A 20111-nucleotide genomic window follows, 5' to 3' on the forward strand; every position below is an offset into this window, starting at 1 on the left:
CCGGGCAGCGGCACCGGAAGCCGGCCGCCACGGCGGACAGCAGACGGCGGCGGGCTACTGGGCAGGGTTCTCCCTGGCAAGGTAGGCCTCGACGGCTGCCCCCAGCACATCCCCGTTCGGCAGTTGGTCGTTTTCATCCGCAAGGAGGGACCGGCGGACGGTGCCTTCAGCCTTCTCGTCATAGCGCGACTCGAGGCGGGACACCACCTGCTGCACATCTGTGGAGGCGTCAATCTGCTCGGCGATCTGGCGGCCCACTTCCCTGCCTGCTTCCCGGAGCCTGTCGGCGGGCAGCATCAGTGAGGTGGCCGCGCCCAGGTATTCGAGGCCGGCCACTGCCGCGGTGGGGTACTCCGCTTCTGCGAGGTAGTGCGGAACGTGGATCACGTAGCCCGCGACGTTGCGCCCGGCTTCCATCAGCCGCAGCTCCAGGATGTGGCCTACTGCCGCCGGAACCTCGACGGTCGGCTTCCAGACGGAGATCCCCTCGATCAGCTCGGGCCGGTTGCCATGCACGGTAACGCCTACGGGGCGGGTGTGCGGTACAGGCATGGGGATGGAATGGATCCAGGTCACCAGGTTTACGTCCAGCTTTTCCACGATGCCCACGACGGCCCGGGCAAACCGTTCCCACTGAAGGTCCGGTTCAAAGCCCGCCAGCAGGAGGAAGGGACTGCCCAGACCGTCTGTCAGCCGGTACAGTGCCAGCTTCGGCGCCTGGTAGTCCTGCAGATGGTCCTCGACAAAGGAGACGTGGGGCCTCCGGGACCGGTAGTCGATCAGCTGGTCGGCGTCGAACACCGCCACCGGCTCGGCGTCGAGGGTGTCCAGCAGCTCCGTATTGATCTGTTTGACCACATGGCCGGCGTCCGCAAACCCGGTGAACCCCATCACCAGGTTCAGGCCGCGGAGCGCCGGGCTGTGGAACAGCTCGATGTTGCTCGCATAGAGCGCATCGGGATCCAGCAGCGAGCCGGAAATCCGTTCAAGCACGGCACGTTCCTTTCGTGGGTTCGGGTGGTTACCTCTTACAACACCGGGGGGCACCGGGGCATTCCGCCGGATGATGTGTCGCAGGTCTCAGGAGATTCCGACGCCACGGCACATACCGGCTACGATCGGAACTGGCCTGAGACGGGCTTCGCACACACCGGGCCGCTGTCCCATGCCGATGGCAGCCGGGTATCCATGGCAGAGCGCCAAACATGCATTCCTGCCTGAACAATCTTTCGAGAATTGAGGACTGACTCCGTGGTCAAGAATACTGAAATCAACCTTAGTACCCTCGCGCGGGACCTGAAGAAGGTTCCCAGTGACGCCGTGGTCATCGGCGTGGGACAGGGACCGGACGGTCCTGTCCTCCTCGACAACCCGCTGACGGCGAAGTCCGCGGAGGCCCTGGCCGATTCCCTGAAGGTTCTTGGGGTCACGGGAGCCGCGGACCAGATCGTGCGGCTCCCCGGCCTCCCGGAAACTGGGGCCGGCGTGCTGGTCCTGGTGGGCGTGGGCAAGGTGGGTGCAGGCCGTCCGCTTTCCGAAGAGGCGCTCCGCCGCGCGGCCGGTTCCGCGGTCCGCCAGCTTGCCGGCCTCTCCACCGTTGTCATTGCGCTTCCGACGGCGGGAATCGCCGACGTCGCGGCCGTCGCCGAAGGCGCGGCCCTGGGATCCTACGCCTTCACGGAGCACCGCTCTTCCAAGGACGGCCTGAAGGACCCTGTCGCCAATGCCGTCATCTATACGGATGTTGCCGGGGACAAGGAAGTCCGTTCCGTCCTGACCCGCGCGGGCCTGCTCGGCAAAGCCGTGAACGCAACGCGGTCGCTGGTCAACCAGCCGCCAAGCCACCTCTACCCGGAAACATTCGCCGAAGCCGCCAAGGAGCTGTCCAAGGGCCTGCCTGTCAAGGTGACGGTGTGGGACGAAAAGCGCCTCGAGAAGGAAGGCTTCGGCGGCATCATGGGCGTGGGCAAGGGGTCCACCCGCCAGCCGCGCCTCGTCAAAGTGGAGTACTCCCCCGCGAAGGCGACGGCGAAGATTGCCTTGGTGGGCAAGGGCATCACCTTCGACACCGGCGGCATCTCCATCAAGCCGGCCCTCGGCATGGGTGACATGAAGAGCGACATGGCGGGGGCCGCCGTCGTACTTAACACCGTGCTGGCGCTCGCAGGCCTTGGCCTGCCGGTCAAGGCGACCGCCTGGCTCTGCATCGCTGAAAACATGCCCTCCGGTGCCGCTTCCAGGCCCGCAGATGTCCTCACGATGTTCGGCGGCAAGACCGTTGAGGTCCTGAACACCGACGCCGAAGGACGGCTGGTCATGGCCGACGGCATCGTGGCGGCGAGCCAGGAATACCCGGACGCCATCATCGACGTCGCCACCCTCACCGGAGCGCAGCTCATTGCCCTCGGTAACCGGACCGCCGGCGTGATGGGAGCGGACAGTGTCACGGGCCCGCTCAAGGCCGCTGCGGACCGGGCCGGCGAGCTGGTCTGGCCCATGCCGCTGCCGGAGGAACTGCGGCCGAGCCTCGACTCCCAGGTGGCGGATCTGGCCAACATTGGAGAACGCCACGGCGGCATGATGACCGCCGCTGTCTTCCTGCGCGAGTTTGTGGGCAAGGGCAAGGACGGAGAACCGATTCCTTGGGCCCACATCGACATCGCCGGCCCGTCATTCAACAACGGAAGCCCCTATGGCTATACCCACAAACAGGGCACGGGCTGCACCGTGCGCACGCTGGTTGCCTATGTGGAAGACATCCTGGCCGCTGCCGCCTGACCTGTTTGTCGAGTGGCATGCGGCTTTGTGACACACCAATGATCCCTTGGACACAAAGCCGCGTGACACTGGACACAAGCGCTCCACAATCATGGTTGCAAGGTGGAGCATAGATAAGTGGTTCGCTAAGGTGAACCACGGTAGTCACAAATGAAAGAGAACCTGCCTGCTGGCATAATCTCGGCAGTACAAGTTCCAAGACCAGATGATGCGTACGCTCGCGTCATCGTTCACGCGAGGGAGCGTTTAAGTGGCCGATCAGGCAACTGCGCAAGAATTCGACATCCTGGTACTCGGTGGCGGCAGCGGCGGATACGCTACCGCCCTGCGGGCCGTTCAGCTTGGCTTCACCGTGGGCCTCGTGGAGAAGGGCAAGCTCGGTGGCACCTGCCTCCACAACGGCTGTATCCCCACCAAAGCACTGCTCCACTCGGCCGAGCTGGCCGACCATGCCCGTGACTCCGCCAAGTATGGCGTGAACGTCACACTGGACGGCATCGACATCAACGCCGTCAACGCCTACAAAGACGGCATCGTCGCAGGTAAGTTCAAGGGCCTCCAGGGCCTCATCAAATCCAAGGGCATCACCGTCATTGAAGGTGAAGGCAAGCTCCAGGGCACCGACACCGTTGTGGTAAACGGCACCGCCTACAAGGGCAAGAACATCGTCCTCGCCACCGGCTCCTACTCCCGCTCCCTTCCGGGCCTGGAAATCGGCGGACGCGTCATCACCTCCGACGAGGCCCTCACCATGGACTACATCCCCAAGAGCGCCATCGTGCTCGGCGGCGGGGTCATCGGCGTCGAATTCGCTTCGGTGTGGAAGTCCTTCGGCGTGGACGTCACCATCATCGAGGGCCTGCCGTCCCTGGTTCCCAACGAGGACACGGCAATCGTGAAGAACCTCGAGCGCGCCTTCAAGAAGCGCGGCATCAAGTTCTCCACCGGCATCTTCTTCCAGGGCGTCGAGCAGAACGACACCGGAGTCAAGGTCACCCTGGTGGACGGGCAGACGTTCGACGCCGAACTCCTCCTCGTCGCCGTGGGCCGCGGTCCCGTCACCGCCAACCTCGGCTACGAAGAGGCCGGTGTCACCATCGACCGCGGCTTCGTCATCACCAACGAGCGCCTGCACACCGGCGTGGGCAACGTCTACGCCGTGGGCGACATCGTTCCGGGCGTGCAGCTGGCGCACCGCGGCTACCAGCAGGGCATTTTTGTTGCCGAAGAGATCGCCGGCCTCAAGCCCGTCATCGTCGAGGACGTCAACATCCCCAAGGTCACGTACTGCGAGCCTGAAATCGCAACCGTGGGCTACACCGAGAAAGCCGCCAAGGAAAAGTTCGGCGACGACCAGGTCCAGATCCAGGAATACAACCTCGCCGGCAACGGCAAGAGCTCCATCCTGGGCACTGGCGGCTTGGTCAAGCTGGTCCGCCAGAAGGACGGCCCCGTCGTGGGCGTCCACATGATCGGTTCCCGTATGGGCGAGCAGATCGGTGAGGCACAGCTCATTGTGAACTGGGAAGCCTACCCGGAGGACGTGGCCCAGCTGGTCCACGCGCACCCCACGCAGAACGAGGCCATGGGCGAAGCCCACCTGGCACTCGCGGGCAAGCCGCTCCACGGCTAATTACCGCCCCCAGCAGCACCGCAAGACATCAGAGTTTGGTGCACCCGGCACGATCTGCCGGGTGCACTAAGCTCAAACAAGGCAGCAATCATCCGCACTAAAGATCAATAAGGAGAACGGGGACGACATGTCTGAATCCGTTAACTTGCCCGCCCTCGGTGAGAGCGTCACCGAAGGAACCGTCACCCGCTGGCTCAAGCAGGTAGGTGACCGGGTAGAGGTGGACGAACCGCTGCTCGAGGTTTCCACCGACAAAGTAGACACCGAAATCCCCTCTCCGATAGCCGGCGTCATCGAGGAAATCCTCGTTGCCGAAGACGAGACCGCCGAAGTTGGCGCTCCCCTGGTCCGCATCGGCGACGGCTCCGGCGGCGGTTCAGCTCCTGAAGCAGCAGCGCCGGCCGAAGAAGCCCCCGCCGCTCCGGCAGCAGAGGCTCCTGCCGAGGAGGCCCCCGCCGCTGAAGCCCCCGCCCCGCAGGAAGAGTCCGGACCGCAGGCAGAGGCCGCACCGGCACCTGCAGCGTCCGGCGGCGAAAGCCACGATGTCACCCTGCCGGCTCTCGGCGAAAGCGTCACCGAAGGCACTGTCACCCGCTGGCTCAAGGCCGTGGGCGACAGCGTTGAAGTGGATGAGCCGCTGCTTGAGGTATCCACCGACAAGGTAGACACCGAGATCCCCTCTCCTGTGGCCGGAACGCTCCAGGAAATCCGCGTCAACGAGGACGAAACGGCCGAGGTTGGCTCTGTTCTCGCTGTCATTGGTTCCGGTGCCGCTGCCCCTGCGGCCGAGCCCGCACCCGCCCAGCCCGCCCCCGCAGCCGAGCAGAAGACCGAAGCACCGGCAGCCGCTCCGGCCCCCGCCGAAGCTCCCAAGGCTGAGGCCCCCAAGGCAGAAGCCCCCGCGCCCGCAGCAGCACAGCCCGCTGCAGAGCCTGCAGCTGCTGCACAGCCGGCAAATGGCGGCGAATCCGGCTACGTCACCCCGCTGGTCCGCAAGCTGGCCAATCAGCAGGGTGTGGACATCTCCTCCCTGACCGGCACCGGCGTCGGTGGCCGTATCCGCAAGCAGGACGTTCTGGCCGCAGCAGAAGCTAACGCTGCCCCGGCAGCGGCAGCTGCGGCGGCTCCTGCCGCAGCGGCAGCCCCGGCACCAGCCGCCGGTCCGGCCGCTTCCTCCCTGCGCGGCACCGTGCAGAAGGCACCGCGTATCCGCCAGGTCATCGCCCGCCGCATGCGCGAGTCGCTTGAGGTCTCCACCCAGCTGACGCAGGTGCACGAGGTCGATATGACCAAAATCGCCAAGCTGCGCCTCAAGGCCAAGAACTCGTTCCAGGCCCAGAACGGTGTCAAGCTCACCTTCCTGCCTTTCATTGCCAAGGCCGTCGCCGAGGCACTCAAGCAGCACCCGAAGCTCAACGCCGCCTACGACGAAGACAAGCAGGAGATCACGTACCACAACGCCGAGCACCTGGCGATCGCCGTGGACACGGACAAGGGTCTCCTGGTTCCGGTCGTTTCCGATGCCGGTAACCTCAACCTGGCTGGCCTGGCCGGGAAGATCGCGGACGTTGCCGGCCGCACCCGCGACGGCAAGATCGGTCCGGATGAACTGTCCGGCGGAACGTTCAGCATCACCAACATCGGATCCGTCGGCGCATTGTTCGACACCCCGATCATCAACCAGCCGCAGGTGGGAATTCTGGGCACCGGCTCCATCGTCAAGCGCGCAGTGGTTGTCGCCGACGAGAACGGTGATGATTCCTTGGCCATCCGCTCGATGATGTACCTGTCCCTGACGTACGACCACCGCCTGGTGGACGGCGCCGATGCAGGACGCTTCCTGCAGACGCTGAAGGCCCGCCTTGAGGAAGGCGCCTTCGAAGCTGACCTGGGGCTGTAACAGTCTCCAACGAACGACGGCGGTGCAGGCACCGGTGGGAAACCTCCGGAAAGCCAGCACCGCCGTCGTACTTTAAAGGGAGCCGCACACCCAACTCTTGGACAAAAACTCGTGACACAGCGACACACGGGGAGTCGCGGCTTGCCTTACTACATGGCGTAGAAGGTCTGGCTACACTGGTGCCATGAACATCGTCTATAACGTCATGGTCTTCCTTCACATCGTCGGCGCCGCCATGATCGTGGGCATCTGGATCGGCAACATGAAGAAGCCCACCGTCCACCCCCGGCAGTTCGACGGCGCAGCCCTCCAACTCCTCACGGGCGTTGTCATGATGGGCCTGATCCCTGCCCTGGATATGGACGCCAACTACGTCAAGCTGGGGATCAAGTTCGCCATCGCCCTGGCCGTAGGTGTGCTGGCCTTCATCGGCAGCCGCAAGTACAAGAAGGGCGAACCCATCAGCAAGGGCCTCGCACACAGCGTCGGCGGGCTCGCCCTCCTCAACGTGGCAATCGCCACGCTCTGGAACTGATCGCTGCAACACCGGGCAATACGACGGCGCCGTTCCCCTCCCGGAGCGGCGCCGTCGGCGTTCCTACCCGGTCACAATCCACTGAGAGCGGACATCCCGTGCATGCGTCGGGCCGACTCCCTAGGATTGGAAACGGACGGGACCAGGCAACAGTCTGCCCCGGTTTGAATCAACCTTTGAAGCAACATTGAGGAGTGGACATGGCAGCAACACGCACCGCACACACAGTATGGAACGGCGACCTCATGGAAGGTTCCGGCAAGACCACACTGGACAGCTCAGGCCTCGGCACATTCGACGTCACCTGGAAGGCACGCACCGAAGCTGCCGAGGGCAAGACCAGCCCGGAAGAGCTGATCGCCGCAGCACACGCCAGCTGCTTCTCCATGGCCTTCAGCAACATGCTCGCCCAGGCCGGGCATGCCCCCGAGGAAGTGAACACCAAGGCTGACGTTACGTTCAAGCCAGGCACCGGCATTACCGGCAGCCACCTGACCGTGAGCGCCCGCATTCCCGGCATTTCCGAAGAGGAATTCCAGAAGATTGCCGGGGAAGCCAAGGTTGGCTGCCCCGTCTCCGGAGCCCTGGCGAGCATCGACATCACACTGGACGCCACCCTGGAGTCCTGACCCCGGGAAGCAACACCGCAGGCGCTGCAGCAAGTAAGAAGGCCCGCGGCACATGAGAAGGCCCCGCCTGCTCCCGGATTCTCCGGGAGCAGGCGGGGCCTTCTCTCCTTATGGTCAGTCGCCGTGCCGGCGGGCCGGAAGCGGATCGGGCCGCAGACGCCGGTAGCCCTCACGGGCCGGCGGCCTGTCGGTGGGCAGCTCCTGGATCATTTCCTTGAGCGCGCCGATCCCGTATTCCAGCTGGGGATCCCTGCCTGCGGCGTAGGCGTGTGGAGGGTAAGTCACCTCGATATCCGGGTCCACACCATAGTTTTCGACGCTCCACCCCACGCCGCCGCTGAACCAGTTGGCATACCTGGGCTGGGTCACGCCCGTGCCGTCGGCGAGCGAGAACCGGTTATCGATGCCCACCACGCCGCCCCAGGTGCGGGTGCCGATCACAGGCCCGATCCCCCGCAGCTTTGACACCTGGGTGATGATGTCGCCGTCGGATCCGGCAAACTCATCGGCGAGGATGATCACGGGACCGCGCGGGGCGTGGTGCGGGTAGGTCCGGGGGCGTTCCCCGCGCGGCATGCTCCAGCCGGTCACCTTGCGGCCGATGAGCTCCGCCACGAGTTGGGACGTGTGTCCACCGCGGTTCCGCCGGACGTCCACAATCAGTCCGTCGAGGGCAGTCTCGGTGTCGAGGTCCCGGTGCAGCTGTGCCCAGCCGTTGGCCATCATGTCGGGGATGTGCAGGTACCCGAAGCTCCCTCCGGACGCCTCACGGACAGTCCGCCGGTTGGAGGCAACCCATTCCTGGTAACGCAGGCGCTCTTCATCCTTCACGGGAATGACGGCAATGCGCCGCTGCTCCCCTGCCGCTGTCCCGTGGCCGGGCCCGTTGCGCAGCGTGAGCTCCACGGCACAGCCCGCCGCGCCCACCAGCTGCATCGCCGGAGTCACGGTTTCGGAAAGCTGCACCCCATCGACAGCCAACAGGACGTCGCCGGCCTTCGCTCCGGCGCCGGGACGCGTCAGCGGTGATGTTGCCAGCGGATCCGAGGATTCGCCGGCGAGGATGCGGGTGATCTCCCAGCCGGCGGGGGTGTACGCCAGGTCCGCACCCAGCCGGCCCTGCCCGTTGCTGCCGTTTTCCGTGACTGCTGCCGGCTTGACGTAGGCGTGTGACGTGCCGAGCTCGCCGTGGAGCTCCCACAGCAGGTCCACCAGGTCATCATGGGAACCCAGGCGGTCCACGAGGGGCCGGTACCGCTTATGGATGGAGTCCCAGTCCTGGCCCGCCATGTCCTCTGCCCAGAAGAAGTCCCGCTGCAGGCGCCAGGCTTCGTCAAAGGCTTGGCCCCAGACACTGAGCGGGTCCATCATTACCCTGATCCGGCCCAGATCCACCTTGACCAGCTGTCCGGAGTCTTCGTCCGCCTTGGCGCCGGAAGGTACAACACTGACCTGCTTGTCGTCGATCAGCACCACTTTCTTGCCGTCGCCCGACAGCCGGTAGCTGTCCAGTGCTTCCACCAGGGTTGATGTTTTCCGCCGCGCCAGGTCAAACCGGACCAGGCTGGGACGGGCATCCTTGTCATCCTGGCTGGCCTTGCCGTCGCCGGTGACGCCCGAAAGTGCCCAGTCCAGCCATAGCAGCGCGCCCTCCGTGGACTTCAGCGAGGTGTAGTTGCCTTGCGGAACGGGGACGCCGATGACGCGGTGGGCAAGCCCTTCCCCGTCCACTGTTGTCGCTGCCGCCGTCCTGCCGGCCGAGCGATCTGCCGCGGACCCGTTATCGCTTCCGCTATCGTTTTCCGCTTCGTCAAGGGCAACAGCCGGACCGAACGGCGACGGCGTGTCAGCGGCCAGTGCCACCAGATAGGGCTTGATCGGGCTGGGAAAGGACAGATCGAACGAATGTCCGTCGTAGACCGGATCGAAGCTGCGGTTCGACAGGAAGGCCAGGAACTTCCCGTCCGGCGTGAAGCTCGGTGATTTGTCACAGAAGCGGCCGTCGGTGACCTCAACCACCCCTCCATCCCGGTTCGTGACGCTGACGAGCCGGAGCCTGGACCGTGAGCCGAAGGAAGTCACTGGTTCGGACCAGGCCAGCCACTGGGAGTCCGGGGACCAGCACAGTTCAGCGATGGTGCCTTCGCCGATGCTTGTCAGCAGTGAAAGCTCACCGGTGGTGGAGTCCGCGATGTAGACGTCGCCGAAGGATGTACCCAGGGCCAGCCACCGGCCGTTTGGGCTCGCTTCCATTGCGCTGGTACGCGACGGCCTCGGGAAGGCGATGCGGGTCGTTGCGGCGGACGCCTGCTCCTCTGAAGGGGACTCTGCGGAGTCCGGGGCAACGTCTGCCCGGGAGTCGTCAGGAACAGGAATAACGACGTCGGCAGTGGCCAGCGCGGCGGATCCCGCCGCCGGAACCGGCCGGGGCAGCTGTACGTCCGATCCTTCCGAGGGGTCTTGGTGGGAAACTGTCACGGAAGCCGGCACGTCAGCAGGGGCGCCGACGTGGGGAAGCTGCCCCGCGATCTCCCTGATGTAGAGGGCCTCCACGCCGTCGTGATCGGCAATGTAGGCCAGGCGCCCGCCGTCGAGCGGCCTGGGAAGCCGAGCCCGGACGCCCGGTGTGGCCTCCACGATGCGGGACGGGCCGTCCTTGTGCCTGATCCAATGGATAGTTCCGTGGGCCTCCACGGCGCTGGCAGAGCCGCTGGCATCGGGCACCACCGCGCCGAGGTGCTTTGAGGTCTTCAGGAGGGCGGGCCGCCGGGACTGGGAGGCTGAGCCCAGCGAGATATCCAGCCGCACGGCGTCCGAGGCCAGGTCGTGGAGGAGCCAGAGCTCGCCCGCGGATTCGAAGATGACCCGTTGACCGTCTGTGGCGGCATGCCGGACGTAGAAGTCCTCGTGGTCGGTGTGCCGGCGCAGCTCGCCGCCGCCCGGCAGCACGGAATAAAGATTTCCATACCCTTCGTGGTCGGACAGGAAAGCGATCCGTCCACCCACCCACATGGGGTCGGTGAGGTTTCCGTCCAAATCCGGAGCAAGGCGCTCAAACTCACCGTTTCCGTCGGTGTCAATCCAGAGCTTGCCCGCAGTGCCGCCGCGGTAACGCTTCCACCAGGCAGGTTCGCGGGAAAGCACGCTGCCAAGCACCACTGGGCGCTCGTCGCCGATTTCCGGTCCGAACGCTACAGATTCCACCGGGCCGAAGGGGAGCTCTTCAGCCCACCCGCCGTCAACCGGAACGCTGTAGGCGGACGTGTGCCGGCTTTCAGACTGGCGGAACGCGCTCGTCACCACCACATCACCACTTGCGGTGAAGCCCTTGACCCGGGTGCTGCTGTGGCCAAAGTACGTGAGCTGCCGGTACCCGCCGCCGTCGACCTCCGCCGTCACCACCTCCGGCGCCGTCCCCTGGACGACCGTCCAGACGAGGCGCTTGCCGTCGGGGGTGAAGCGCGGGTTGCGCGCGGGGAGCTGAAGCGAGGAAACACGCCACGCCCGGCCGCCGCTGAGCGGCGCGATCCAGACGTCGTCCTCGGCCACGAAAGTGACCAGATCGCCGTGTACATGCGGGAATCGGAAGTAACTCGAAGAGGTCATCGTACGATCATAGTCAACTCACGGGAGGCTGGCGGGAGGTGCCGCCGCCGTCCCGGGCATGGTGAGATGGATCATGCGAATCGTCATCGCCGGCGCCTCCGGGCTGATCGGGACCCACCTGTCCGCAACGCTGCGCAGCGCCGGCCACGATGTGGTTGCCCTCGTCCGCCGTGCGCCCGCCTCGGCTTCGGAAATCCGCTGGGATCCCGCAGCAGGACGGCTGGATCCACAGGCCCTCTCAGGTTCCGACGCCGTGGTCAACCTCTCCGGGGCAGGCATCGGGGACCGTTACTGGACCCGCCGCCGGATCGATGAGCTGTTCACTTCCCGAGTGGATGCTACCCGGACCCTGACCGATGCGATGAAGAAGCTCGAGAATCCGCCGCGGACATTCGTCAGCCAGTCGGCCTCCGGCTACTACGGCGACTCCGGCGCTGCCGTCCTTCCCGAAAGCGCCCCGCCCGGGACCGGCGTCCTTCCCCGGCTGTGCCTTGAGTGGGAAGCCGCAGCACACGAGGCACCCGCCGGTGTACGTGTGTTGACTCCGCGCACGGGAATTGTCCTGAGCCGGTCGGGCGGCGCGTTGGGCAGGCTGCTCCCGCTGCTGCGACTCGGGGTGGGCGGACCGCTCGGCCACGGCAGGCAGTACTGGCCGTGGATCACCCTCCCGGACGCCTCTGCTGCCTTTAGTTTCCTGATCAGCTCCCGGCTGCGGGGACCTGCTAACGTGTGTGCTCCGGAAAGCGCAGACGTTGACTCCCTGGTGGCGGCGCTTGCTTCTGCACTGCACCGTCCGGCCGTTCTCCGGGTGCCATCACCGGTGCTGCGCCTTGTGATGGGAAGGCTCGCCGACGAACTGCTGCTGCCGAGCCAGCGCATGGAACCCGCCCTGCTTTCTGACGCCGGCTTCCATTGGCAACATCCGTCACTCGCGCAGGCTGCGGCGTGGGTGGCCGCGAAGAAGTAGCCTTGCGTTCCGGTGTTCCGGGCAGTTCATGGGCCCGGCAGGATGTCCATGATGCGCCACCGACCGTCCACCGGGACCAGCACCAGCCGAAGCTCCTGCCCTTCTCCGGCCGCCCCCGCAGCCACAAGTGCCCCGGAGGGGTCCTGTTCCTCGTAGGACGACGTGGCCGAGGTGACCCCTACGACCGCCCGGCCGGCGGAACTCCCCGGCTGGATCTGCACGTTGGACAGTGTGCTGGTGAAGCCGGCGAGGACGTGTCCGGATTCCTGGAGCCGCCCCCTGATTTGTTCATCCGCAGCAAAGGCTGCCGAGCCTGGGGCATTAACCTGGTCCAGGAGTTCCAGCCGCCCTGAGCTGAACGCCAGGGACCGGATCCAGGCGAGCCCCTGCACAGCTTCGACGGGGTCGGCTGAACCCAGCTGGGCGCTGACGTGGACCGGGATTCCGGTGTCAGTCGAATCCGCAGCGGCCACCTCTGAGCTGATGGATGAAGGCTCCTGCCCTGCCGCCGGGCCTGACCAGAGCCCTGCAGGACCAAACGCACCAGCGGCCCAAATGGCAGCGGCCACAACGGTAGCGGCCGCCGCAGCCAACCGGATGATCCCCAATGCACGCCCGCTACGAGGTCTTGGGCCGGGTGCCCGCGCTCCTCGCCGGGAATGCTTCCCGTGCACGGAGTCGGTATCAGGTTCGTGATTGCCTGCTCCCTTAGCGCGGGTCTCCTCTCCATCGGGAAAGGGCAGGACCTGGTGCGCGCCGAGCGCCACTGACCATCGTGACGTTGATATCCGCCGCCGCACAGCCAGGAGGCTGTTCCGGACAGCACCGCCGGAGCGCTCAGGGAGGCGGCGCCGCGTGAGCAGTTCAGGAATGACCGTGGCATGAACCGATGCTGCCAGGTCGACCGGCAGCGGGGAGGCGCTGCGGTAAACCGCCGTCGCCAGTTCAACGGCGGTTGGCCTCAGGCGCCGGTCCTCGTTGAGGCCAGACTCCAACGCGGCGGCAAGTTCGCCTGGAACCTCGGGCAGCAGAAGGGACAGGGGCAGCCTGTCAACGGTCCGCCTGGGCGGTTCCCCGGTCAGGCAGTACCACCCGAGCGCTGCAACGGAATAGACATCGCGCTCCGGTTGGAGTCCGGCGCGCACCGCGTCCACGGGCGTCGGATCCATAAACGCGGCCGTCCCGAGATCGGGCACTGTTGATGCATCCCCCACCATCCTTGCAATGCCGACGTCCGAGAGCATTGGCTTGCCATGGCCGGTGAAAAGCACATTCCCGGGAGAGACGTCGGAGTGGGTGAAGCCTTTGCCGTGCAGATAGCCAAGCACCTGGGCGATGGGGGTCAGCACAGTCACCGTCTCCCCGATGCTGAGCTTGCCACGGCTGGTGACCAACTGCTCCAGGGAACCCCCGGGCGCATAGTCCACCAGCAGGCCCAGCCCGCCGCCTGTGCCAGCTGAGCTGTCCTCGAAGCGAACGGCGTCGTGTGCCTTGATGAGGTGCTGGTGGTCCAGCACCGAAAGAATCCGGACTTCCCGGCGGATGGCCTCCTCGCCGGAGACATCTGTGGGCTGACCGTCCTGCGGCGGCCCAGTCAGAAGGCATTTCAGCGCAAAGTCCCGGCCTGTCCGTTCTTCGGTGACGAGCCAGACCGTCGAACTCCCGCCGCGGCCCAGCTCGCGTCCGACGGTAAAGCCGGGCAGTTGCGGGGCAGTGAAATCGTCCATGACTCATGTCTAGCGGAATCCGGCAGTGTCCGCAGAAGTTATCCACAGGCGACATCCGGCCAGGAATCAGGGCGGGTGAGAGGTTGGACACTTAATCAGGAGCAGCGCTGGCCGGGGTCTAAGCTGGATGCCATGACTCTTGAGTTTTCACAGCTGGGTCTTGCCCCGGATTTCGTCGAATATACGCGTGGCTGGGATATCCAGCGCGAACTCCATGACAATGTCGTCGCCGGCGAGGCTCCGAGTACGGTCCTGCTTCTGGAACACGCGCCCGTTTACACGGCCGGCAAGCTGACAGAAGAGCACGAGCGCCCGTTGGACGGGACGCCCGTGGTGGCAGTGGACCGGGGCGGCAAGCTGACCTGGCACGGCCCCGGTCAGCTGATCGCCTATCCGATCCTTAAGCTGAAGAACCGTGCGGGCATCCGCGACTACGTTGAGCGGCTTGAAGCTACCATGATCGCCGTTATTGCTGACTATGGCATCAACGCGGAGCGCATCAAGGGACGCGCCGGAGTGTGGATCAAAGCTGACAGCAAGGGCCCGGACCGGAAGATCGCCGCAATTGGCATCCGCGTCCTGGACGGGGTCACAATGCACGGGATCGCCATCAACTGCAACAATGATCTGGCACCTTATGCCCAGATTATCGCCTGCGGCATCACCGACGCCGGCGTCACCACGATGTCCATCGAAGCCGGCAAGAACATCGCCCCGGGCGATATCGCGGACCGGCTCGTGGAAGAATTCCGCAAGCACGAAGAAGCACTCGTTTTAAGCCCCGAAGGAGCTCTACTGTGACACTGGCACCAGAAGGCCGGAAAATGCTGCGCATCGAGCAGCGCAACGCGGCCACCCCGGTGGAGCGTAAACCGGACTGGATCAAGGCCAAGGTCCAGATGGGTCCTGAATTTGTCCAGCTGAAGAACCTGGTCAAGAAGGAAGGCCTCCACACTGTGTGTGAGGAGGCCGGCTGCCCCAACATCTTCGAATGCTGGGAGGACAAGGAAGCCACGTTCCTGATCGGCGGCTCCGAGTGCACACGGCGCTGTGACTTCTGCCAGATCGATACCGGCAAGCCATCGCCGGTGGACATGTTCGAACCCACCAAGGTGGCCCGTTCGGTCCAGGCGATGCAGTTGCGCTACGCCACGGTGACCGGTGTAGCCCGTGACGACCTGGCGGACGAGGGTGTCTGGCTCTACGCCGAGACGGTCCGCAAGATCCACGAGCTCAACCCGGGCACCGGCGTCGAACTCCTCATCCCCGACTTCTCCGGCAAGCCCGAGCACATCGAAGCCATCTGCGACTCCAAGCCGGAGGTCTTCGCCCACAATGTGGAGACCGTGCCGCGCATTTTCAAGCGGATCCGTCCGGCTTTCCGGTACGACCGTTCCCTGGACGTGATCACTCAGGGCCGGAAGCTGGGCATGGTCACCAAGTCCAACCTGATCCTGGGCATGGGCGAGACGCGGGAAGAAATCTCCGAGGCGCTGCGCGACCTGTATGACGCAGGCTGCGACCTGATCACCATCACGCAATACCTCCGCCCCTCCGAACGCCACCTCCCGGTTGACCGCTGGGTGAAGCCGCAGGAATTTGTGGACCTTCAGGAGGAAGCCGCCGAGATCGGCTTCCTGGGTGTCATGAGCGGACCGCTCGTGCGTTCCTCCTACCGTGCGGGCCGCTTGTGGGCCACTGCGATGCGGAAGAAGGGCTGGGAGATTCCTGCCCAGCTCGCCCACATCGAGAGCTCAGGCAGCACGCGCCAGGAAGCCAGCTCGCTGCTCGCAGCGCATTCCTGACCGACACATTTGTTGTGCCCGAGGGCCGGCACCGGACGATCTCCGGCGTCCGGCCCTCAGGCATAAATCACGTAGAATTAAGGAACTATGGCGAATTCCCCTGATTCCAGCAACACCACTCCTGCGGCCGCTGACGCCCCGAAGCGTGGCCTTTTCTCGCGCAAGCCAAAAGAAGCAAAGGTCAAGAAGCCCAGCCGGCTAAAGCAGATCGGCGAAGTCTTCAATATGACCCGCCGCCACGATCCGATGGTCCCGTGGCTGATGCTGCTGGTGTTCCTGGGTGTTGTGGCGGTCAGCCTCCTGGTGGGTTTCCTGCTTGAGAACTGGATCACTGCTCTGCTCATCGGCATCCCGCTGGGCCTGCTCGGTGCCACGCTGATCCTTTCCCGGCGGGCAGAACGGGCGGCATTTGCCCAGATCGAGAACCAGCCGGGTGCCTCGGGCGCGGCCCTGGGCACGCTCAAACGCGGATGGATCACCGAGGACCAGCCAGTGGCGGTGAACCCGCGCACCCAGGACGCCGTGTTCCGCGCCATCGGACGTCCCGGCGTCGTCCTCGTCAGCGAGGGCCCCACCCACCGGGTCAAGCCCTTGGTTGAGGCCGAACGCAAGCGCCTTGCCCGCATTCTCCCCAACGTCACGATCCACGTGATCGAGAGCGGCCGCGGCGAGGGCCAGGTCCCCATCAGCCAGGTCGCCAAAAAGATGGGAAAGCTGAACAAGGAGCTCACCAAGCTTGAGGTGAGCGCAGTTTCGAAACGGATCTCCTCGCTCGGCACCCGCCTCCCCATCCCCAAGGGCATCGACCCGTACAAAGCGCGTCCCAACCGCGGACGCTAAGACCAGTGGGACCGCCCCGGTTCCGGCTCCCGCCGGGTACCGGGGCGGTTTTCGTCTGGGCAGGACCCAGCCGTGACAAGGCCATATTTAGCCATGCAACACAGCTTAAGATCGGAGAACCACGTGAAGATGCCCCCGAAGACTGTTGTGGTCCGCGCCTTCCGCATTCTGGCCGTGGCCGAGGCATTCAGCTGGGCCTCGCTGCTTGTAGGCATGTACTTCAAGTGGATTGCCAGGACCGGCGAGCTCGGCGTGCAGATTGCCGGCCCGGTGCACGGGGCGCTGTTCGTGGGCTACGCCATCGCGGCCCTGGCCTTGTGGCGGCTCCAGCGCTGGCCCTTTGCCGTGGCGCTGTTCGCAGGGTTGTCGGCTGTGTTCCCATTCGCGACACTGGTTTTTGAACGCTGGGCCGGAAAACGCCGTTACCTGGACGCAGGGAGCGCTCATCCGGCCAAGGACCTGGAAACGGCTGGCGTCTAGCGCGTCTCCGGAATGCCGGTTCCGCCGGCAGGCGGGCTACCTCCGGATGAGGACTGTGTCCATTGCCCTGTCATGAAGGCCACGCTGGTCCGGATCGAAAATGACCGCCGGGATCACCAGGCACAGCAGCAGGGCCCGCACCAGACCAGCCAGCGGTCCTGCCGTCCCGCCGCCAAGCTTCACCACGTGGATGCCCGCGATGCGGTGTCCGATGCTGTACCCGAGCGTCCCCACCAGCAGGATCTGCTCAACGGCGAATATGGCCAGGGTGCCCCATGAGTCCCCGGCAAAGGCGAAATTGCTGATCAGCAGGGCGATGCCCCAGTCGATCACGATGGCAACAATGCGCCGTCCTGCCCTGGCTATCGAGCCCGGCCCCGCCTCGGGCAGGCCCAGCCGCTCCCCCGGGTATTTGGAGATACCCGAGGTATCCGGTCCGGTGAGCCAGGAGCCAATGTCTTTGCGATCTACCACTGTCCAAGCTTAGCGACTCACCAACGTTCACACTGTGGAACCCGTTAGACCACACTATGGACACCCGATAGCGTTGCCATATCAGGGCATCCTGTAACCTGCCCGAAACAATGTGGACACGGACGGGAAATGCCGCGTCCATAGGCTGGTAGCAGTTTCAAGCAATACCGCCGAGCAGGGAAACTGCGTTCCCCTGCCCTTCGGATTGCGCTGGATCAGATGGCTCTCCAGCCAGATATTTACATATGCGTAAGGAGCATAGATGTTCAAGACTGCGGACGAAGTCCTCAAGTTCATCAAGGACGAAGATATTAAATTCGTCGATATCCGCTTCACCGACCTCCCGGGCGTCCAGCAGCACTTCAACGTGCCCGCCAAGAGCGTTGACGCGGACTTCTTCGTCAACGGCCAACTTTTCGACGGATCCTCCATCCGCGGCTTCCAGGGCATTGCCGAATCCGACATGCAGCTGATCCCGGATGTCACCACCGCATTCCTGGACACCTTCCGCATGGAGAAGACCCTCGCGCTGAACTTCTCCATCGTGAACCCCCGCACAGGGGACCCGTACCACCGCGACCCCCGTGGTGTGGCCGAGAAGGCCGAGGCATACCTCGCCTCCACCGGCATCGCGGACACCGCGTTCTTCGCTCCTGAGGCCGAGTTCTTCGTCTTCGACAACGTCCAGTACCAGTCCTCCCCGCAGGGCAGCTTCTACAAGATCGACTCCGAAGAAGCACACTGGAACACAGGACGTGAAGAAGAAGGCGGAAACCTGGGCTACAAGACCCCCGTCAAGGGCGGTTACTTCCCGGTTTCCCCCACGGACAAGCAGGCCGACCTGCGCGACGCCATGTGTGTCGCCCTGGACGAGGCCGGCCTTGAGGTTGAGCGCAGCCACCACGAAGTAGGCTCCGCCGGCCAGGCTGAAATCAACTACAAGTTCACCACGCTGACCCACGCCGCTGATGACCTGCAGAAGTTCAAGTACGTCGTCAAGAACACTGCCGACGCCTGGGGCAAGTCCGTGACTTTCATGCCGAAGCCCATCTTCGCCGACAACGGTTCGGGCATGCACTGCCACCAGTCGCTGTGGAACGGCGGCGAGCCGCTGTTCTACGACGAAAAGGGCTACGCCGGCCTGTCCGACACCGCCCGCTGGTACATCGGCGGCCTGCTCAAGCACTCCTCCGCCGTCCTGGCCTTCACCAACCCGACGGTGAACTCCTACCGCCGCCTGGTCAAGGGCTTCGAAGCTCCGGTCAACATGGTCTACTCGCAGGGCAACCGCTCCGCCGGTATCCGTATCCCCATCACGGGCACCAACCCCAAGGCCAAGCGCATCGAGTTCCGCGCTCCGGACCCCTCGTCCAACCCGTACCTGGCGTTTGCTGCCCAGCTGATGGCCGGCATCGACGGCATCCGCAACCGCATCGAGCCCCCGGCTCCGATCGACAAGGACCTCTACGAGCTCCCGGCCGAAGAAGCCAAGGACATTCCCAAGGCTCCGGGCAGCCTGGAGGAAGCGCTGACCGCCCTGGAAGAGGACAACGAGTTCCTGCAGGCTGGCGGCGTGTTCACCCAGGACCTGATCGACACCTGGATCGAGTACAAGTACGAGAACGAGATCCGTCCGCTGTCCCTGCGTCCGAACCCCTACGAGTTCGAGCTCTACTACGGCGTCTAGCTAGATCACGCGGCTGAATCGGGCTTAGTCCGCAGACAGTCCGCAAGAATCCGGTTACAGAAAAGACCGGCCCCAGGTTTCACCACCTAGGGCCGGTCTTTTGTTGTCTCTGGCTTCGATCAGCCGAGCCGCTCAGTCCGCAAGCTCAGCCGCTCCCCCAGCACTTGAGACACAGCAGCCCGCGCTGATTCTTCCTTATCCGGCCACATATGCCCGTACGTGTCGAGAGTCGTCTTCGCTGACGAGTGCCTGAGGCTCTTCTGGACAACTTTCACGTCTAGGCCCTGGGCAATCAGAAGTGAGGCGAAATAATGCCGCAGGTCATGGAACCGGAACCCCTCTGGAAGATCCTTGACCGTTGCCCGCGCTTCCCTGAAATAGTGTTCCAGCCGGTGAGGAGATATGGATCGGCCCCATGCGTTAGTGACCAGCGTTTCGCTCCCCCAGCGTGTGTGATTTACCGACAGCTCAAGGCATAGATTCTGAGGAATCGGAATCGGCGTCCTGGACTCCTTGGTCTTCAGTTCCACGCCCGGATACTGGATGGCCGGCGCGACAATCCCGCGCATGAAATCCACGTCCGAAACTCTCAGCGCCACTGCCTCAGCAACACGCAGGCCAGCAAACGCCGCCAGCAACACTGCCGGCTGTAGACCGTCCGGCATAGCGTCATGCAATGCCCAGACTTGTTTTGTGGTGGCAACGTAGGGCCGCTGCTCCCCCGCTTTGGGCGCCGTTCGGCGGCTCAGCGGCGACTTGGGAAGGAGTCCGTCATGCACGGCATCGCTGAAGAGCTGACCCATCCGTGAATGAAGCGCGTAAATGGTGGAATCAGCCAAGCCCTCATCACTGAGCTTCGCCGTCCACGCCTTGACCTCTGACGGCCGAACGCTTTTCAACGCACGACTCCCAAAGGCCGCATTGATCCGCACTAGATGAGTCTTCGCCTGGCGAACAGTTGACGGCCGGTTATTCTCGTAGCCCTTCAGCCAGATCACGGACCACTCCTGAACCGTGGTGAGCGCGGTCTTAGGATCCACGTAGGTGCCA

At 64.5% G+C, this 20111-nt stretch carries 16 protein-coding genes; 11 read left to right on the plus strand and 5 right to left on the minus strand.

From position 1 onward, the window contains the following. Nucleotides 1-54: 54 nt before the first annotated feature. Complete coding sequence (locus tag QFZ30_RS11950; protein ID WP_307076443.1) at nucleotides 55-993, minus strand: proteasome assembly chaperone family protein; 939 nt, start codon at nucleotides 991-993, stop codon at nucleotides 55-57. Between the two features lie 258 nt (nucleotides 994-1251). Here QFZ30_RS11950 and QFZ30_RS11955 point away from each other — a divergent pair, with 258 nt between their 5' ends. The 5 genes from QFZ30_RS11955 to QFZ30_RS11975 all read left to right on the plus strand — a co-directional run bounded on the left by QFZ30_RS11955 (nucleotide 1252) and on the right by QFZ30_RS11975 (nucleotide 7475). Beyond that, nucleotides 1252-2778: a leucyl aminopeptidase gene (locus QFZ30_RS11955; RefSeq protein ID WP_307076444.1), complete on the plus strand. Its 1527-nt coding sequence runs from the start codon at nucleotides 1252-1254 to the stop codon at nucleotides 2776-2778. A 250-nt stretch (nucleotides 2779-3028) separates the two neighbouring features. Continuing rightward, on the plus strand, nucleotides 3029-4411 hold the full coding sequence (gene lpdA / locus QFZ30_RS11960) for a dihydrolipoyl dehydrogenase (protein ID WP_307076446.1): 1383 nt from the start codon (nucleotides 3029-3031) through the stop codon (nucleotides 4409-4411). A gap of 127 nt (nucleotides 4412-4538) precedes the next feature. Then, nucleotides 4539-6311: a 2-oxoglutarate dehydrogenase, E2 component, dihydrolipoamide succinyltransferase gene (gene sucB, locus QFZ30_RS11965; RefSeq protein ID WP_307076449.1), complete on the plus strand. Its 1773-nt coding sequence runs from the start codon at nucleotides 4539-4541 to the stop codon at nucleotides 6309-6311. Between the two features lie 184 nt (nucleotides 6312-6495). Beyond that, nucleotides 6496-6846, plus strand: a complete 351-nt coding sequence (locus QFZ30_RS11970) for a hypothetical protein (protein WP_307076450.1) — start codon at nucleotides 6496-6498, stop codon at nucleotides 6844-6846. Nucleotides 6847-7046: 200 nt separating this feature from the next. Continuing rightward, the gene (locus tag QFZ30_RS11975) at nucleotides 7047-7475 is read left to right on the plus strand and encodes an OsmC family protein (RefSeq protein WP_307076451.1); all 429 of its coding nucleotides are present in this window, start codon (nucleotides 7047-7049) and stop codon (nucleotides 7473-7475) included. 114 nt (nucleotides 7476-7589) lie between these two features. Here QFZ30_RS11975 and QFZ30_RS11980 read toward each other — a convergent pair whose 3' ends face one another. Further along, entirely contained in the window at nucleotides 7590-11081 is a 3492-nt protein-coding gene (locus tag QFZ30_RS11980; RefSeq protein WP_307076453.1) for a S41 family peptidase, read from the minus strand. 73 nt (nucleotides 11082-11154) lie between these two features. Here QFZ30_RS11980 and QFZ30_RS11985 point away from each other — a divergent pair, with 73 nt between their 5' ends. Then, nucleotides 11155-12048, plus strand: a complete 894-nt coding sequence (locus tag QFZ30_RS11985) for a TIGR01777 family oxidoreductase (protein ID WP_307076455.1) — start codon at nucleotides 11155-11157, stop codon at nucleotides 12046-12048. A 26-nt stretch (nucleotides 12049-12074) separates the two neighbouring features. Here QFZ30_RS11985 and QFZ30_RS11990 read toward each other — a convergent pair whose 3' ends face one another. Beyond that, nucleotides 12075-13775 (minus strand): serine/threonine protein kinase, encoded by a 1701-nt coding sequence (locus tag QFZ30_RS11990; protein WP_307076457.1) that lies wholly within the window; start codon nucleotides 13773-13775, stop codon nucleotides 12075-12077. A gap of 132 nt (nucleotides 13776-13907) precedes the next feature. Here QFZ30_RS11990 and lipB point away from each other — a divergent pair, with 132 nt between their 5' ends. The 4 genes from lipB to QFZ30_RS12010 all read left to right on the plus strand — a co-directional run bounded on the left by lipB (nucleotide 13908) and on the right by QFZ30_RS12010 (nucleotide 16900). After that, nucleotides 13908-14576: a lipoyl(octanoyl) transferase LipB gene (lipB, locus tag QFZ30_RS11995; RefSeq protein WP_307076459.1), complete on the plus strand. Its 669-nt coding sequence runs from the start codon at nucleotides 13908-13910 to the stop codon at nucleotides 14574-14576. After that, the gene (gene lipA / locus QFZ30_RS12000) at nucleotides 14573-15580 is read left to right on the plus strand and encodes a lipoyl synthase (RefSeq protein WP_307076462.1); all 1008 of its coding nucleotides are present in this window, start codon (nucleotides 14573-14575) and stop codon (nucleotides 15578-15580) included. The genes lipB and lipA overlap by 4 nt, the downstream gene beginning before the upstream one ends. An 87-nt stretch (nucleotides 15581-15667) precedes the next feature. After that, nucleotides 15668-16420, plus strand: a complete 753-nt coding sequence (locus QFZ30_RS12005) for a DUF4191 domain-containing protein (protein WP_307076464.1) — start codon at nucleotides 15668-15670, stop codon at nucleotides 16418-16420. Between the two features lie 129 nt (nucleotides 16421-16549). Then, complete coding sequence (locus QFZ30_RS12010) at nucleotides 16550-16900, plus strand: DUF3817 domain-containing protein (protein WP_307080226.1); 351 nt, start codon at nucleotides 16550-16552, stop codon at nucleotides 16898-16900. 36 nt (nucleotides 16901-16936) lie between these two features. Here the strand turns inward: QFZ30_RS12010 and QFZ30_RS12015 are convergent, their stop codons facing one another. Then, nucleotides 16937-17374 carry an RDD family protein gene (locus QFZ30_RS12015; protein WP_307076466.1) on the minus strand — a complete coding sequence of 146 codons (438 nt, stop codon included), beginning with the start codon at nucleotides 17372-17374 and terminating at the stop codon, nucleotides 16937-16939. 262 nt (nucleotides 17375-17636) lie between these two features. Here QFZ30_RS12015 and glnA point away from each other — a divergent pair, with 262 nt between their 5' ends. Continuing rightward, nucleotides 17637-19061 carry a type I glutamate--ammonia ligase gene (gene glnA, locus QFZ30_RS12020; RefSeq protein ID WP_307076468.1) on the plus strand — a complete coding sequence of 475 codons (1425 nt, stop codon included), beginning with the start codon at nucleotides 17637-17639 and terminating at the stop codon, nucleotides 19059-19061. Nucleotides 19062-19180: 119 nt separating this feature from the next. Here glnA and QFZ30_RS12025 read toward each other — a convergent pair whose 3' ends face one another. Next, nucleotides 19181-20059, minus strand: a complete 879-nt coding sequence (locus QFZ30_RS12025; RefSeq protein ID WP_307076470.1) for a tyrosine-type recombinase/integrase — start codon at nucleotides 20057-20059, stop codon at nucleotides 19181-19183. Between the last annotated feature and the right edge of the window lie 52 nt (nucleotides 20060-20111).

The sequence above is a fragment of the Arthrobacter pascens genome, assembly GCF_030815585.1.
Lineage (GTDB): Bacteria > Actinomycetota > Actinomycetes > Actinomycetales > Micrococcaceae > Arthrobacter > Arthrobacter pascens_A.